At 61.7% G+C, this 14,641-nt stretch carries 15 protein-coding genes; 14 read left to right on the plus strand and 1 reads right to left on the minus strand.

Translation table 11 applies throughout. The features are described 5' to 3' along the window. The first annotated feature begins 110 nt into the window (after positions 1–110). From J0F90_RS05905 to nei, 11 genes are all read left to right on the plus strand, one after another. Positions 111–1,067, plus strand: coding sequence for a YbgA family protein (locus J0F90_RS05905; protein ID WP_016928741.1), 957 nt, complete (start codon positions 111–113; stop codon positions 1,065–1,067). A gap of 15 nt (positions 1,068–1,082) precedes the next feature. Continuing rightward, entirely contained in the window at positions 1,083–2,513 is a 1,431-nt protein-coding gene (gene phrB, locus J0F90_RS05910) for a deoxyribodipyrimidine photo-lyase (protein WP_033641075.1), read from the plus strand. Positions 2,514–2,535: 22 nt separating this feature from the next. Beyond that, positions 2,536–3,516: an MBL fold metallo-hydrolase gene (locus J0F90_RS05915; protein ID WP_033641074.1), complete on the plus strand. Its 981-nt coding sequence runs from the start codon at positions 2,536–2,538 to the stop codon at positions 3,514–3,516. Between the two features lie 18 nt (positions 3,517–3,534). Further along, positions 3,535–4,278 carry a type 2 GTP cyclohydrolase I gene (locus tag J0F90_RS05920; protein WP_033641073.1) on the plus strand — a complete coding sequence of 248 codons (744 nt, stop codon included), beginning with the start codon at positions 3,535–3,537 and terminating at the stop codon, positions 4,276–4,278. 159 nt (positions 4,279–4,437) lie between these two features. After that, on the plus strand, positions 4,438–5,094 hold the full coding sequence (pxpB, locus tag J0F90_RS05925; RefSeq protein WP_016928737.1) for a 5-oxoprolinase subunit PxpB: 657 nt from the start codon (positions 4,438–4,440) through the stop codon (positions 5,092–5,094). Then, on the plus strand, positions 5,088–6,020 hold the full coding sequence (gene pxpC, locus J0F90_RS05930; protein WP_033641072.1) for a 5-oxoprolinase subunit PxpC: 933 nt from the start codon (positions 5,088–5,090) through the stop codon (positions 6,018–6,020). The genes pxpB and pxpC overlap by 7 nt, the downstream gene beginning before the upstream one ends. Next, the gene (pxpA, locus tag J0F90_RS05935) at positions 6,010–6,750 is read left to right on the plus strand and encodes a 5-oxoprolinase subunit PxpA (RefSeq protein WP_025301876.1); all 741 of its coding nucleotides are present in this window, start codon (positions 6,010–6,012) and stop codon (positions 6,748–6,750) included. The genes pxpC and pxpA overlap by 11 nt, the downstream gene beginning before the upstream one ends. A gap of 54 nt (positions 6,751–6,804) precedes the next feature. Then, complete coding sequence (locus J0F90_RS05940) at positions 6,805–7,536, plus strand: DUF969 domain-containing protein (RefSeq protein WP_016928734.1); 732 nt, start codon at positions 6,805–6,807, stop codon at positions 7,534–7,536. Continuing rightward, positions 7,533–8,552 carry a DUF979 domain-containing protein gene (locus J0F90_RS05945; RefSeq protein ID WP_033641071.1) on the plus strand — a complete coding sequence of 340 codons (1,020 nt, stop codon included), beginning with the start codon at positions 7,533–7,535 and terminating at the stop codon, positions 8,550–8,552. Before J0F90_RS05940 ends, J0F90_RS05945 begins: the two co-directional genes overlap by 4 nt. Positions 8,553–8,560: 8 nt before the next feature. After that, positions 8,561–9,205 carry a pyroglutamyl-peptidase I gene (gene pcp, locus J0F90_RS05950; protein ID WP_016928732.1) on the plus strand — a complete coding sequence of 215 codons (645 nt, stop codon included), beginning with the start codon at positions 8,561–8,563 and terminating at the stop codon, positions 9,203–9,205. Positions 9,206–9,259: 54 nt separating this feature from the next. Next, positions 9,260–10,051, plus strand: a complete 792-nt coding sequence (gene nei / locus J0F90_RS05955) for an endonuclease VIII (protein WP_033641070.1) — start codon at positions 9,260–9,262, stop codon at positions 10,049–10,051. A 58-nt stretch (positions 10,052–10,109) separates the two neighbouring features. Here nei and J0F90_RS05960 read toward each other — a convergent pair whose 3' ends face one another. Continuing rightward, positions 10,110–11,402: a citrate synthase gene (locus J0F90_RS05960; RefSeq protein WP_016928730.1), complete on the minus strand. Its 1,293-nt coding sequence runs from the start codon at positions 11,400–11,402 to the stop codon at positions 10,110–10,112. Positions 11,403–12,130: 728 nt separating this feature from the next. Between J0F90_RS05960 and sdhC the strand changes: the two genes are divergently transcribed. The 3 genes from sdhC to sdhA are packed head-to-tail and all read left to right on the plus strand — an operon-like array spanning position 12,131 to position 14,628. Next, on the plus strand, positions 12,131–12,520 hold the full coding sequence (gene sdhC / locus J0F90_RS05965; protein ID WP_004939893.1) for a succinate dehydrogenase cytochrome b556 subunit: 390 nt from the start codon (positions 12,131–12,133) through the stop codon (positions 12,518–12,520). Continuing rightward, complete coding sequence (gene sdhD, locus J0F90_RS05970) at positions 12,514–12,861, plus strand: succinate dehydrogenase membrane anchor subunit (protein WP_004939891.1); 348 nt, start codon at positions 12,514–12,516, stop codon at positions 12,859–12,861. Before sdhC ends, sdhD begins: the two co-directional genes overlap by 7 nt. Then, positions 12,862–14,628, plus strand: coding sequence for a succinate dehydrogenase flavoprotein subunit (gene sdhA, locus J0F90_RS05975; protein WP_015376974.1), 1,767 nt, complete (start codon positions 12,862–12,864; stop codon positions 14,626–14,628). Positions 14,629–14,641 lie beyond the last annotated feature (13 nt).

A 14,641-nucleotide genomic window follows, 5' to 3' on the forward strand; every position in this document is an offset into this window, starting at 1 on the left:
GCGGCGGGGGTTTTTTTATGCCTATAGCCGCCCCTATCAAGCGCAAGGTCGTATTCGGCAAGCCATTCTTCTACACTTTCCTCAATCGGCTAACAACGCGGGAGAGCGGTATGAGTGACAAGATCCCTATCGGCATCAGCGCCTGTTTACTGGGCGATGCGGTGCGTTTCGACGGTGGCCACAAGCGGCTGGCCTTTGCGGTGGAACAGTTGGCGCCCTATGTGCGCTTTGAGCCCGTTTGCCCGGAAATGGCGATTGGTCTGCCCACGCCGCGCCCGGCGCTGCGCCTGGTGAAACAGGCGCAGCCGTGGCCGGCGATGCGTTACAGCAACGACGCCGGCGTGGATCTGACTGAGGAGATGCGCAGTTTCTCCTCGCAGCGCGTGGCCGCGTTGCAGCACCTGTGCGGTTATATCGTCTGCGCCAAGTCGCCGAGCTGCGGACTGGAGCGGGTGCGGGTCTACAGCGAGAACGGCAAAGACTCGCGTAAAAACGGCGTCGGGCTGTTTACCGCTGAACTGCTGCGTCAGATGCCGTGGCTGCCGGTGGAAGAAGACGGACGATTGCAGGATGCGGCATTGCGGGAAAACTTCATTGAACGGGTGTACGCGCTGTATGAGCTGAATATGCTGTGGCGCCAGGGGCTGACCCGCGGCGGGCTGATCGCGTTTCACAGCCGCTACAAGCTTTCACTGTTGGCGCATTCGCAGCCGGCTTATCGCGAGCTGGGGCGCTTCGTCGCCGATATTCACCGCTGGGACTCGCTGGAGGCCTTCGCCGTGGAATACCGCAGCCGCCTGATGGCGCTGTTGGCGCACAAAGCAACGCGGCGCAACCACACCAACGTGCTGATGCACGTGCAGGGCTATTTCCGCCGTCAGCTCAGCGCGGCGCAGCGTCAGGAACTGGCGCACCTGATCGACCGTTATCGGCAGGGCATGCAGCCGCTGCTGGCGCCGATCGCGCTGCTTAAGCATTACATGGCGGAATACCCCGACCGCTATCTGGCGGAACAACGTTATTTCGAACCTTACCCGGAGGCGCTGCGTTTGCGTTACGGCCATTGATTGACAAGGAGTTTTATGACCACGCATCTGGTCTGGTTGCGTAACGATCTGCGTATCACCGACAACAAAGCGCTGCACGCCGCCTGCAGCGATCCCGAAGCCCGGGTGCTGGCGGTGTTTATCGCCACCCCGCAGCAGTGGCGGCAACATGAGATGGCGCCGCGGCAGGCGGCGCTGATCCACGCCAGCCTGCGGGCGGTGCAGCAGGCGTTGGCGCAAAAAGGCATTGCGCTGCATTGCCATGCTGGCACGGACTTTGCCGCGTCGATCGACTGGCTGGCGGACTATTGCGAGCGAGAGCAGGTAGATGCGCTGTTTTACAATCGCCAGTACGAACTGAATGAACGGCGCCGCGATGCGCGGTTGGAACAGCGATTGAGCGACCGGGTGGCATGCCGCGGTTTCGATGACAGCCTGCTGTTGCCGCCGGGCAGCGTGCAAACCGGCGGCGGCGAGATGTACAAGGTCTATACGCCGTTTCGCAACGCTTTCATTCAGCGCCTGACCGAGTCCAATCTCAGCTGCCTGCCGGCGCCTAAAACCCGTGCCGGTGGCGCGTTGCTTGCGCCTGAGGCGCCGGCGGCGTTCGATTACCCCGCGGCGGAGGTTGGGGATGGCTATCCCGCCGGCGAGGAGGCCGCGCTGCAACGTCTGCGCGCCTTTTGCCGTGAGCAAGTGCAGGATTACCTTCGCCAGCGCGATCTGCCCGCCATCGCCGGCACCAGCAGCCTGTCGCCCTATCTGGCGATTGGCGCGCTGTCGCCGCGCCAGTGCTTCAATCGCCTGCGCGCCGAATGCCCACGGTTGCTGGAAGATCGCGAGAGCGGCGCTTTCGCCTGGCTGAACGAGCTGATTTGGCGCGAGTTCTACCGCCATCTGCTGGTGGCCTATCCCGAGCTGTGCCGCCATCGGCCGTTTATCGCCTGGACGGACAAAGTGCGCTGGCGCGATGACGCGGCGAAGCTGCAGGCCTGGCAGCGGGGCGAGACCGGCTACCCGATCGTCGATGCCGCCATGCGCCAACTGAACGCCACCGGCTGGATGCATAACCGGCTGCGCATGATCAGCGCCAGTTTCCTGGTGAAGGATCTGCTGATCGACTGGCGGGCCGGGGAGCGCTACTTCATGTCGCAACTGCTGGACGGCGATCTGGCGGCCAACAACGGCGGCTGGCAGTGGGCGGCGTCCACCGGCACCGACGCCGCGCCGTATTTCCGCATCTTCAACCCGACGACGCAGGGTGAACGTTTTGATCCACAAGGCACTTTTATCCGTAAATGGTTGCCGGAACTGGCGGATGTGCCCGACAATGACATCCATCATCCTCACCGTTGGGCGGAAAAGCAGCCATGCGTGCTGAATTACCCGCTGCCGATCGTCGATCATAAGCAAGCCCGCCTGGAGACGCTGGCGGCGTTCGAGGCGGCGAAACGGGGAGAGTCTTGAGGCAACTGCAAGGAGCGACGCAATGATGAAAAAGGTGTTGGCCCTGTGCCTGAGCGGCTATTCCGCGCTGGCGATCGCCGGCTTTGACGTGGTGGCGCTGGGCGTCGACGGCGGCGTCAGCGACGGCAACCTGACTTCCTACCTGATCCGCAGCGACAATCAGCCGCAGTATGTGGCGCTGGACGCCGGTTCGCTGCTGCCGGGCATCGCCAAAGGGCTGGAGAAGGGCAGCTTCCCGCAGGTGACCGCCGAGTTGGCCGCGCCTTACACGCCGCAGGGCCATGTGTTCCGGCAGTTGATCGGCAGTTACTTTATCAGCCACGGCCATCTGGACCACGTGGCGGGGCTGATCGTCGGCTCGCCCGAGGACAATAAAAAAACCGTTTACGCCCAGGCGGACACCGTGCTGACCCTGCGTAATCACTACTTTAACTGGAAGGCCTGGCCGAACTTTACCGACGCCGGCAACGGTGCGCGGCTGGGCACCTACCGGCTGCAAACGGTGCGGCCGCAGCAGCGGTTTACCCTCGGGCTGACCGGGTTGACCGGCGTGATGTACCCGCTCAGCCACGATCGCTACCCGTCGTCGATGCTGCTGATTTCCAACGGCAACGAGTTCTTCGCCTACTTCGGCGATACCGGGCCGGATAAGGTGGAGCAGTCGCGCGATCTCGATACCGTCTGGCGCGCGCTGGGGCCGCTTGTCGAGCAGAAAAAGCTCAAAGGCATGATTATCGAAACCTCTTACCCCAACGGGGTGGAGGACAAACATCTGTACGGTCATTTGACGCCGGCCTGGCTGCTGAAGGAGCTGAAGAACCTGACGCAGTACAGCGGCGGCGAAGGCTCGCTGAAGGGTCTGCCGGTGGTCATCAGCCACATCAAGCCCAGCCTGAAGCAGGGCGAAGACGCGCGCGCCGCCATTGCGCAGCAGCTGACGCAGGGCAACGATCTGGGGGTGAAATTCATCCTGATGGCGCAGGGCGACCGGCAGACATTTTGACTATGAAGAGAGAAGAGAATGCGTAACCTCGATCTGGAACAACTGATCAACACGGAACTGAACGCCGCGGCGTTTCAGGACTACGCCCCCAACGGTTTGCAGGTAGAAGGCCGCCCGCACGTGCAGCGCATCGTGACCGGCGTCACCGCCTGTCAGGCGCTGCTGGACGCCGCGGTGGCGCATCAGGCCGACGCGATTATCGTGCACCACGGCTATTTCTGGAAAAACGAGGCGCCGGCGGTGCGCGGCATGAAACGCAATCGCCTGAAAACGCTGCTGACCCACGATATCAATCTGTACGGCTACCACCTGCCGCTGGACGCGCATCCGGTGCTGGGCAACAACGCGCAGCTGGCGCAGGCGCTGGGCATCCGGGTGATTGGCGACGTCGAGCCGCTGGTGCCGCACGGCGAATTTGAGCAGCCGCTGACCGGTGAAGCGCTGCAGCAGCGTATCGAAAGCCGACTGGGGCGCGCGGTGCTGCACTGCGGCGATAACGCGCCTGAACATATTCGCCGCGTGGCCTGGTGCACCGGCGGCGGCCAGGGCTATATCGACAGCGCGGCGCGTTTCGGCGTCGATGCGTTCATCAGCGGTGAAGTGTCTGAGCAGACCATTCACAGCGCGCGCGAAATGGGCGTACATTTCTTCGCCGCCGGTCACCACGCCACCGAGCGCGGCGGCGTGAAAGCGTTGGGTGAGTGGCTGGCCCAACACCACGGCTTTGATGTGACCTTTATCGATATCCCGAATCCCGCCTGATTTTTCTCTTCCCCGGATCCAGCCCGGCCTGTGCGCCGGCTGAATCCTTTTATCGCGCTATTTCCTTATTTTCCTTATGGTTGCGCTCTATTGACAGCCGGGGCCGCGTCACGCATAACTGGTGTGTTTTTCAGCGCGATAATAATAAGGAGAATAAGGGTGCAACAAGCGCGTTATTACCTGTTGGGTGAAAGAGCGGTAGTGCTTGAACTGTCGCCGCCGGTGACGTTGCCGAGCCAGCAGCGCATTTGGGCGCTGGCGGAAAAGCTGAATCACCATCCCGACGTGCGGGAAGTGGTGCCGGGGATGAACAACCTGACGCTGTTGCTGCATACGCCGCAGGCCGACGCCGAAGCGATGCTGGCGTTGCTGCAGCAGGGCTGGGAAAGCAAAGAGCGCCTGACGCCGGAGTCGCGCCAGGTGGATATTCCGGTGGTCTACGGCGGGGAACAGGGCCCCGACCTGGATGAAGTGGCGCGCCATACCGGCATGACGCCGCAACAGGTGGTGGAATGCCACGCGGCGGCGGCCTATGTGGTCTATTTTCTCGGCTTTCAGCCGGGCTTCTCCTATTTGGGCGGCATGCCGGAACAACTGGCGACGCCGCGCCGCGCTGAACCGCGTCTGGCGGTGGCGGCCGGCTCCGTCGGCATCGGCGGTGGCCAGACCGGCATCTATCCGCTGGTGACGCCCGGCGGCTGGCAGCTGATCGGCCGCACGCCGTTGGCGTTGTTCAATCCGCATGAAATGCCGCCGACGCTGCTGCGTCCGGGCGATAACGTACGCTTTGTGCCGCAGAAGGAGGGCGTATGCTGATTATTCTGCGCGCCGGCATCTATACCACGGTGCAGGATTTGGGCCGCGAGGGATTCCGCCGTCTGGGCATCAGCACCGGCGGAGCGCTGGATCAACCGGCGCTGAAGATCGCCAACCTGCTGGTGGGCAATGCGCCGGAGGCCGCCGGGCTGGAGATCACCCTCGGCCAGTTCAGCGCCGAGTTTACCCGCGCAGGCTGGATCGCCCTGACCGGCGCCGGCTGCGACGCGCAGCTGGACGGCAAGCCGCTGTGGACCGGCTGGCGCTATCCGGTGAAAAAGGGGCAGCGGCTGGCGCTGGGCACGCCGAAACGCGGCATGCGCAGCTACCTGGCGATCTCGGGCGGTATCGCCGTGCCGGAAATGCTGGGCTCGTGCAGCACCGACATGAAAGCCGCCTTTGGCGGCCACGAAGGCCGTAATCTGAAGGACGGCGATCGGCTGCCGCTGGGCAACTCTGCCGCTCAACCGCAACATTCCTGCGGCGTGAAACAGCTGCTGTTCACCAACCGCATCCGCGCGCTGCCGGGGCCGGAGTACGCCGAGTTCAGCGAAGAGGCGCAGGACACGTTCTGGCGCACCGCCTGGCAGCTCAGCCCGCAGAGCAACCGCATGGGCTACCGCCTGCACGGCGGCACGCCGCTGGAGCGCACCACCGACCGCGAGATGCTGTCGCACGGCCTGCTGCCCGGCGTGGTGCAGGTGCCGCACAACGGCCAGCCGATCGTGCTGATGGCCGATGCGCAAACCACCGGCGGTTACCCGCGCATCGCCTGCGTGATCGAAGCCGATCTCTACCATCTGGCGCAGGTCCGTCTCGGCGAACCGATCCACTTCGTTCTCTGCTCACTGGCCGAGGCGCAGCGCGCCAAGGCCGAGCAGGATCTCTTCCTTCGACAGATTGCCTGGGGGTTACATGATCGTTGATTTGAACGCCGATCTCGGCGAAGGCTGCGCCAACGATCAGGCGCTGTTGCAATTGGTGAGCTCGGCCAACATCGCCTGTGGCTTCCACGCCGGCGATGCGCAGACCATGCGTCAATCGGTGCGCTGGGCATTGCAGTACGGCGTGGCGATCGGCGCCCACCCGAGTTTTCCCGATCGGGAGAATTTCGGCCGCACCCGCATGCAGCTGCCGCCGGAAACGGTGTACGCGCAGGTGGTGTATCAGCTCGGGGCGCTGGCGGCCATCGCCCGCGCTGAGGGGGGGGTGATGGTGCACGTCAAGCCGCACGGCATGCTGTATAACCAGGCGGCGGTTGAACCGGCGCTGGCGGAAGCGATCGCCCGGGCGGTGCAGGCGGTCGATCCGGCGTTGCGGCTGGTGGGGCTGGCCGGGAGCGAGCTGATCCGCGCCGGGGAAAAACTCGGTCTGACCACCCGGCAAGAGGTGTTCGCCGATCGCGGCTATCAGGCCGACGGCACGCTGGTGCCACGCGGTTTGCCGGGGGCGCTGATCGAGGACGACGAACAGGCGCTGGCGCAAACCCTGGAGATGGTGCGCCACCACCGGGTGCGCAGCGTGGATGGCGTCTGGGCCGCCGTTCAGGCGGAAACCGTCTGCCTGCACGGGGACGGCGAGCATGCGCTGGCGTATGCGCGCAAGCTGCGGGACAGTTTTGTTCAGCAGGGGATCCGCGTAAGCGCGGAGCAGTAAAGCAAGACACAACATCACAAGCAAAAAACTATTAGAAAATATCGAGGGAAGACTATGGAACAGGCCGTGAATCTCTGGCCACTGATCGGCATCGCCGCCATCGTGGTCGGATTTGTATTGCGTTTCAACCCGGTGCTGGTGGTGATCGCCGCCGGTATCATCACCGGTCTGGCGGCGCTGATGCCGCTGGACGTCATTCTGGAAAAGCTCGGCGAGGGCTTTCTCAACACCCGTAACCTGCCGCTGATCCTGCTGTTGCCGCTGGCGGTGATCGGCCTGCTGGAGCGCCACGGGCTGAAAGAGCGGGCGCAGGCGTGGATCGCCAAGATCAAAAGCGCCACCGCCGGCCGTCTGCTGATCGTGTACCTGTTCGTGCGCGAGATCACCGCGGCGATGGGGCTGACCAGCCTGGGCGGGCACCCGCAGATGGTGCGGCCGCTGCTGGCGCCGATGGCGGAAGGGGCGACGGAAAACCGCTACGGCGAGCTGCCGGAGCGCACCCGCCACCGCCTGCGCGCTATGTCGGCCGCGACCGACAATGTCGGGCTGTTCTTCGGTGAGGATATCTTCGTGGCGTTCGGCGCGATCATCTTCATGCATAACTTTATGCTGGAGTCCGGCGGCATTCAGACCGAGCCGCTGCATATCGCGCTGTGGGGCATTCCGACCGCCATTTTCGCTTTCCTGATCCACGCGTTCCGGCTGTATCGGATGGATAAACAGCTGAGCGCCGAGCTGGCGCAGCTGAATCAGGCGGCGCTGCAGGCGAAGGGGGAGGCACGATGAACTTCCAGCAACAATATCTCTACTGGCTGGCCGGCGCGGTGCTGCTGATTGTGGCGGTGATGTCCTTCCGCGATCGCGCCAATCCGCGCCGCATCACCACCGGGCTGTTTTGGGGGTTGTACGGCCTGGTATTCCTGGTCGGCGACTGGACTTACCGCCTGCTGGGCGACGTACTGGGCGAAGGCAGTAACGAGAAACGCATGCTGCACATCATCGTTGGCGGGGTGGTGGTGGTGATGGCTCTGATCGCCGGCTTCGGCGGCGTGCGCCTCGGCAGCTATCATCAGCGAACGCCGCAGGAGCGCGAGACCAGCGCCAAGCGTTTGGGCAACAAGCTGTTTATCCCCGCGTTGGCGATCCCGGTCGTGACGGTGATCGGCGTGCTGCTGTTCAACAACATTCCGGCGTTGCAAAGCGCGGTGTTCGGCAGCGGTAACCACGCGACGCTGATCACCCTGTTCTCGATGACCGTCGGCTGCCTGATTGGCCTGGCGATCGCGGTGAAAATGACCCATGAGAAGGCGTTGCAGCCGGTGCAGGAAGCGCGGCGCCTGCTGGATTCGATCGGCTGGGCGTTCATTCTGCCGCAGATCCTCGCCACGCTGGGTCTGCTGTTTACCGTCGCCGGCGTTGGCACTGCGATCTCGCATTTGACCCAGGAGTATCTGGCGGTCGATAACCGCTTTATCGCCGTGGCGGTCTACGCTATCGGTATGGCGGTGCTGACCATGGTGATGGGCAACGCCTTCGCCGCGTTCCCGATCGTTACCGCCGGCATCGGCATTCCGATCCTGGTGTTGCAGCACGGCGGCAACCCGGCGGTGATGGCGGCGATCGGCATGTTCTCCGGCTATTGCGGCACCCTGATGACGCCGATGGCGGCGAACTTCAACATTGTGCCGGCGGCGCTGCTGGAGTTGCCGGACAAGAATGCGGTGATCAAGGCGCAGGTGCCGACCGGTGTGCTGCTGCTGTTGGTTAACGTGTTCCTGCTGTATTTCCTGATGTTCCTGTAGGAGTAAGGATGCAAAAAGTATTGATCACCGGCTTCGAGCCGTTTGGTGGTGAGCGCCTCAATCCCTCCTGGGAAGTGGTGAAGCAGCTCAACGATATGGAACTGGTCGGCACGCGCATTGTGGCGCGCCAGCTGCCGTGCGTGTTCGGCGCGGCGCTGGAGGCGCTCAACGCGGCGATCGACGAGGTGCAGCCGGTGATGGTGTTGGCTATCGGCCAGGCCGGCGGCCGCACCGATATCACGATTGAACGGGTGGCGATCAACGTCGACGACGCGCGTATCCCCGACAATCAGGGGCAGCAGCCGGTGGACGAGCCGATCGTCGCCGGCGGTCCGGCGGCCTATTTCAGCACTTTGCCGATCAAAGCGATGGTGAGTTCGATGCGCGAGGCCGGCATTCCGGCCGCCGTTTCGCAGACTGCCGGCACCTACGTGTGCAACCATGTCATGTATGGGCTGCTGCACCGTTTGAGCGGCCAACGCGAGGTGAAGGGCGGTTTTATCCATATCCCGTATTTGCCTGAGCAGGCGGCGGCGCACCCCGGCGCGCCGAGCATGGCGGCTTCGACGGTGCTGTTTGCGCTGGAGCTGGCCGTTTCCATCGCTTTGCAGGTGGAACACGATCTGAAAGTGGTGGGCGGCGCGACGCATTAATCAAGAGAATCCCCGGCGCACCGGGCTGCGCCGGGTCTACGCAAGGAGTGGTCTATGCCGGAAGGACCGGAGATTCGCCGGGCGGCGGACAAACTGGCGGCGGCGGTGATCGATCAGCCGCTGACCGCCGTCGATTTCGCTTTTCCTCAGCTGAAACACTATCGCCAGCGTCTGCTCGGCGAGCGCATCGTCGCCATCGAGCCGCGCGGCAAGGCGCTGCTGACCCATTTCTCCAATGGGCTGACGATGTACAGCCACAACCAGCTGTATGGCGTGTGGAAAGTGGCGGCGGCGGGGGAGACGCCGGAGACCAAACGCGATCTGCGGGTGCGGCTGGAAACCGCCCGCAGCGCGATATTGCTCTACAGCGCTTCCGACATTACCCTCGGGCCGCGCGAGGAAATAGAACAACACCCGTTTTTGCAACGCATCGGCCCTGACGTGTTGGACATGTCGCTGACAGTGGATGAGGTGCAGGAGCGGTTGCTGACGCCGCGTTTTCGCCGCAGGCAGCTGGGCGGCATGCTGCTCGACCAGGCGTTTCTCGCCGGATTGGGCAATTATCTGCGCGCCGAAATCCTGTGGCAGGCCGAACTGGCGCCGCAGCACAAACCGCAGGATCTGGCGCCAGAGGCGCTGTGGCGCCTGGCGGAGGCATTGCTGGCGGTGCCGCGCCTCTCCTACCAGACGCGCGGGCAGGCGGATGACAACCGTCATCACGGCGCTCTGTTTCGCTTCAAGGTATTTCATCGCAGCGGCGAGCCCTGCGAACGCTGCGGTGGGATGATCGTGCGCACCGATCTGTCGTCGCGGCCGTTTTATTGGTGCCCGGGTTGCCAGAAATAACCAAAAAAAAACGCCGCCCGAAGGGGCGGCGCTGTGCGGTTTCAGCCGGGTAAGCGGCTTACTTGTTTTTCAACTGGGATTTGAAATCACGCTCGGCATAGCCGGTGTACAGCTGACGCGGACGGGCAATTTTGATGCCTTCGTCGTGCATTTCGTTCCAGTGGGCGATCCAGCCGATGGTGCGCGCGATGGCGAAGATCACGGTGAACATGGAAGAAGGAATGCCCATCGCCTTCAGGATGATGCCGGAGTAGAAGTCGACGTTCGGGTACAGTTTCTTCTCGATGAAGTACGGGTCGTTCAGCGCGATGTGTTCCAGCTCCATCGCCACTTGCAGCAGGTTGTCGTCCTTCTTGTTCAGCTCTTTCAGCACTTCGTGACAGGTTTCGCGCATCACGGTGGCGCGCGGATCGTAGTTCTTGTACACGCGGTGGCCGAAGCCCATCAGGCGGAAGGAATCATTTTTGTCCTTGGCGCGCTTGATGAATTCCGGAATGTGCTCGACGGTCTTGATCTCTTCCAGCATTTTCAGCGCCGCTTCGTTGGCGCCGCCGTGCGCCGGCCCCCACAGGGAGGCGATGCCGGCCGCGATGCAGGCGAACGGGTTGGCGCCGGAAGAGCCGGCGGTGCGCACGGTTGAGGTAGAGGCGTTCTGCTCATGGTCGGCGTGCAGGATCAGGATGCGGTCCATGGCGCGTTCCAGCACCGGGTTCACCACGTATTCTTCGCACGGAGTGGCGAACATCATGTGCAGGAAGTTGCCGGCGTAGGACAGATCGTTGCGCGGATAAACGAACGGCTGGCCCAGGGAGTATTTGTAGCACATCGCGGCCACGGTCGGCATTTTGGACAGCAGGCGGAACGCGGTGATTTCACGGTGACGCTCGTTGTTGACGTCCAGCGCATCGTGGTAGAACGCCGCCAGCGCGCCGGTTACGCCGCACAGCACCGCCATCGGGTGCGAGTCGCGGCGGAAGCCACGGAACAGATGGGTGATCTGGTCGTGGATCATGGTGTGACGGGTTACGGTGGTCTTGAAGGTTTCGAATTCTTCCGGCGTTGGGGTCTCGCCGTACAGCAGGATGTAGCACACTTCCAGGTAGGAAGACTCTTTCGCCAGCTGCTCGATAGGGAAGCCGCGGTGCAGCAGCACGCCTTTGTCGCCGTCGATGAAGGTAATCTTGGATTCGCAAGAAGCGGTGGAGGTAAAGCCGGGATCAAATGTGAAATAACCTTTGGAACCCAGGGCGCGGACATCGAGGACATCAGGGCCCAGTGTCGGTGTCAATACGCCCAGTTCGATCGGAGCTTCGCTGTCGTTAATGGTTAGCGTCGCTTTCTTATCAGTCATTTACTGTCTCCTTAGCGCCTTATTTTAAAAACCACTAACAACTGAAATACCTTAAATCTCTGCAGGTTGCCCGCAAAAAATGGTGCGGACGCTAACTCTGTGAGCGACTGCGCAACTGTGCGCGGGTAGGGTACAGAGTGCTGACCAGGCGAACGAGACGGGTGACCAGTTGTTAACGATTCATAGTAATTCGTTATAGTCTGTTAATCTTACCTATGAGCTGTTCGAAGAGATGTGAACCTATCCCAATAATCTGTTTTTATGTGCTTTATTTGCTTTTGACGCCGGCAAACTCGAGCGGGAAACAACGGCTATTGGGATAGGTTCGCCAAATACACTGTTGCATAACTCGAACCCGGGAGGAAGTGTATCTGCTGACCCATAGCGCATCATAGGACCGTTTGTGCCCCTATATGTAATGGAAATGTTGATCTCTTGTCAAATCAGATAATTAATTTTGCACTAATTGTGAAATCCGTGATCTGAATCACTGTTCGGGGGAAATGTTATCAAAGCGGTTGTATGAGAATTGTAATCAGAATGTGATCCTCCTATACTGCCGCCAGGTCTCCGGATTACCCTGAAGTAGGAGCACCCAGCGTTATAAATGCGCGCCGTTTGAGCACAGAGGATGTTGATGTTTGAGCGCGTGACGTGTAAGGGTTTTAGGCTCTTAACGCTGTCTGATCCCCGCCCAGGCCCGGAGGAAGGAAAATAATAAGAGCTGTGTGGGCAAATACGTGAAAAAACAACGACCTGTCAACTTGGATCTGCAAACGATCCGGTTCCCCGTAACTGCGATAGCGTCTATCTTACACCGAGTCTCTGGCGTAATTACCTTCGTTGCCGTGGGTATCCTCCTCTGGCTGCTGGGCCTGTCACTCTCTTCCCAAGAGGGGTTCCTACAGGCGGCCGCCATCATGAATAGCTTCATCGTCAAATTCATATTCTGGGGCATCCTCACGGCGCTGGCCTATCACATTTGCGGTGGCATCCGTCACTTGTTAATGGATTTTGGCTACATCGAAGAGAGTTTGGCCGCCGGCACCCGTTCCGCCCAGGTGGCGATCGGTCTGACCGTCGTGCTGTCAGTTCTGGCTGGAGTCCTCGTATGGTAAACAACGTTTCTGCATTAGGGCGCAACGGCGTGCACGATTGGCTGCTGCTGCGTGCTTCCGCGATCATCATCACCCTGTACGTCCTGTATATCCTGGGCTTTTTCGTCACGGCTCCGGAACTCACTTATGACATCTGGCGCGGTTTCTTCGCCACTTCCATTACGAAAGTGTTCACTCTGCTGACCTTGCTGTCGATTCTGGTGCACGCCTGGATCGGGCTGTGGCAGGTGCTGACGGACTACGTCAAGCCGCTGGCGGTTCGCCTGGTGTTGCAGCTGGCTGTCGTGGTCGCGTTGCTGGTCTATTTACTGTACGGAACAATCGTAGTGTGGGGTGCTTAAATGAAACTGCCAGTCAGAGAGTTTGATGCCGTCGTAATCGGCGCCGGCGGTGCGGGCATGCGTGCCGCGCTGCAAATTTCCCAAGCGGGCTCGACCTGTGCCCTGCTGTCCAAAGTTTTCCCGACCCGTTCCCATACCGTGTCCGCACAGGGCGGCATTACCGTCGCGCTTGGCAACAGCCACGAGGACAACTGGGAATGGCATATGTACGACACGGTGAAAGGTTCCGACTATATCGGTGACCAGGACGCCATCGAATATATGTGTAAAACCGGCCCGGAAGCGATTCTGGAACTGGAACACATGGGCCTGCCGTTCTCTCGTCTGGACGACGGCCGCATTTATCAGCGCCCGTTCGGCGGCCAGTCGCTGAACTTCGGCGGCGAGCAGGCGGCGCGTACCGCAGCCGCAGCCGACCGTACCGGCCATGCGCTGCTGCACACCCTGTACCAGCAGAACCTGAAAAACCACACCACCATCTTCTCCGAGTGGTATGCGCTTGATCTGGTGAAAAACCAGGACGGCGCGGTGGTCGGCACCACGGCTATCTGCATCGAAACCGGTGAAGTGGTTTACTTCAAAGCCAAGGCCACCGTGCTGGCGACCGGCGGCGCAGGCCGCATTTACCAGTCCACCACCAACGCCCACATTAACACCGGCGACGGTGTCGGCATGGCGCTGCGCGCCGGCGTGCCGGTGCAGGACATGGAAATGTGGCAGTTCCACCCGACCGGCATCGCCGGCGCGGGCGTGCTGGTAACCGAAGGCTGCCGCGGCGAAGGCGGTTACCTGCTGAACAAGCACGGCGAGCGCTTCATGGAGCGTTATGCGCCGAACGCCAAAGATCTGGCGGGCCGCGACGTGGTTGCCCGTTCGATCATGATCGAAATCCGCGAAGGCCGCGGCTGCGACGGTCCTTGGGGCCCGCACGCCAAGCTGAAGCTGGATCACCTGGGCAAAGAGGTGCTGGAATCCCGTCTACCGGGCATTCTGGAACTGTCCCGCACCTTCGCGCACGTCGATCCGGTGAAAGAGCCGATCCCGGTTATCCCAACCTGTCACTATATGATGGGCGGCATTCCGACCAAGGTGACCGGCCAGGCGCTGACCGTGAACGAGAAGGGCGAAGACGTGGTGATCCCGGGGCTGTTCGCCGTGGGCGAAATCGCCTGCGTATCGGTGCATGGCGCCAACCGCCTGGGCGGCAACTCGCTGCTCGACCTGGTGGTGTTCGGCCGTTCCGCCGGCATGCACCTGCAGGAATCGCTGGAAGAGCAGGGCGTGAGCCGTGACGCCAGCGACTCCGACGTGGAAGCCTCGCTGGACCGTCTGAATCGTTGGAACAACACCCGTTCCGGCGAAGACCCGGTCGAAATTCGCAAAGCGCTGCAGTCTTGCATGCAGCACAACTTCTCGGTATTCCGCGAAGGCGATGCGATGGCCAAGGGCCTGGAAGAACTGAAAGTGATCCGTGAACGTCTGAAGAACGCACGCCTGGACGATACCTCCAGCGAGTTCAACACCCAGCGCATCGAATGTCTGGAGTTGGATAACCTGATGGAGACCGCGTATTCCACCGCCGTGTCGGCCAACTTCCGTACCGAGAGCCGTGGCGCGCACAGCCGCTTCGACTATCCGGAACGCGATGACGCCAACTGGCTGTGCCATTCGCTGTATCTGCCGCAATCGGAAAGCATGACGCGTCGTGAAGTGAACATGCAACCGAAGCTGCGCCCGGCATTCCCGCCGAAAGTGCGTTCTTACTAATTGCGGAGATCGA

The sequence above is a fragment of the Serratia marcescens subsp. marcescens ATCC 13880 genome (assembly GCF_017299535.1).
GTDB lineage: Bacteria > Pseudomonadota > Gammaproteobacteria > Enterobacterales > Enterobacteriaceae > Serratia > Serratia marcescens.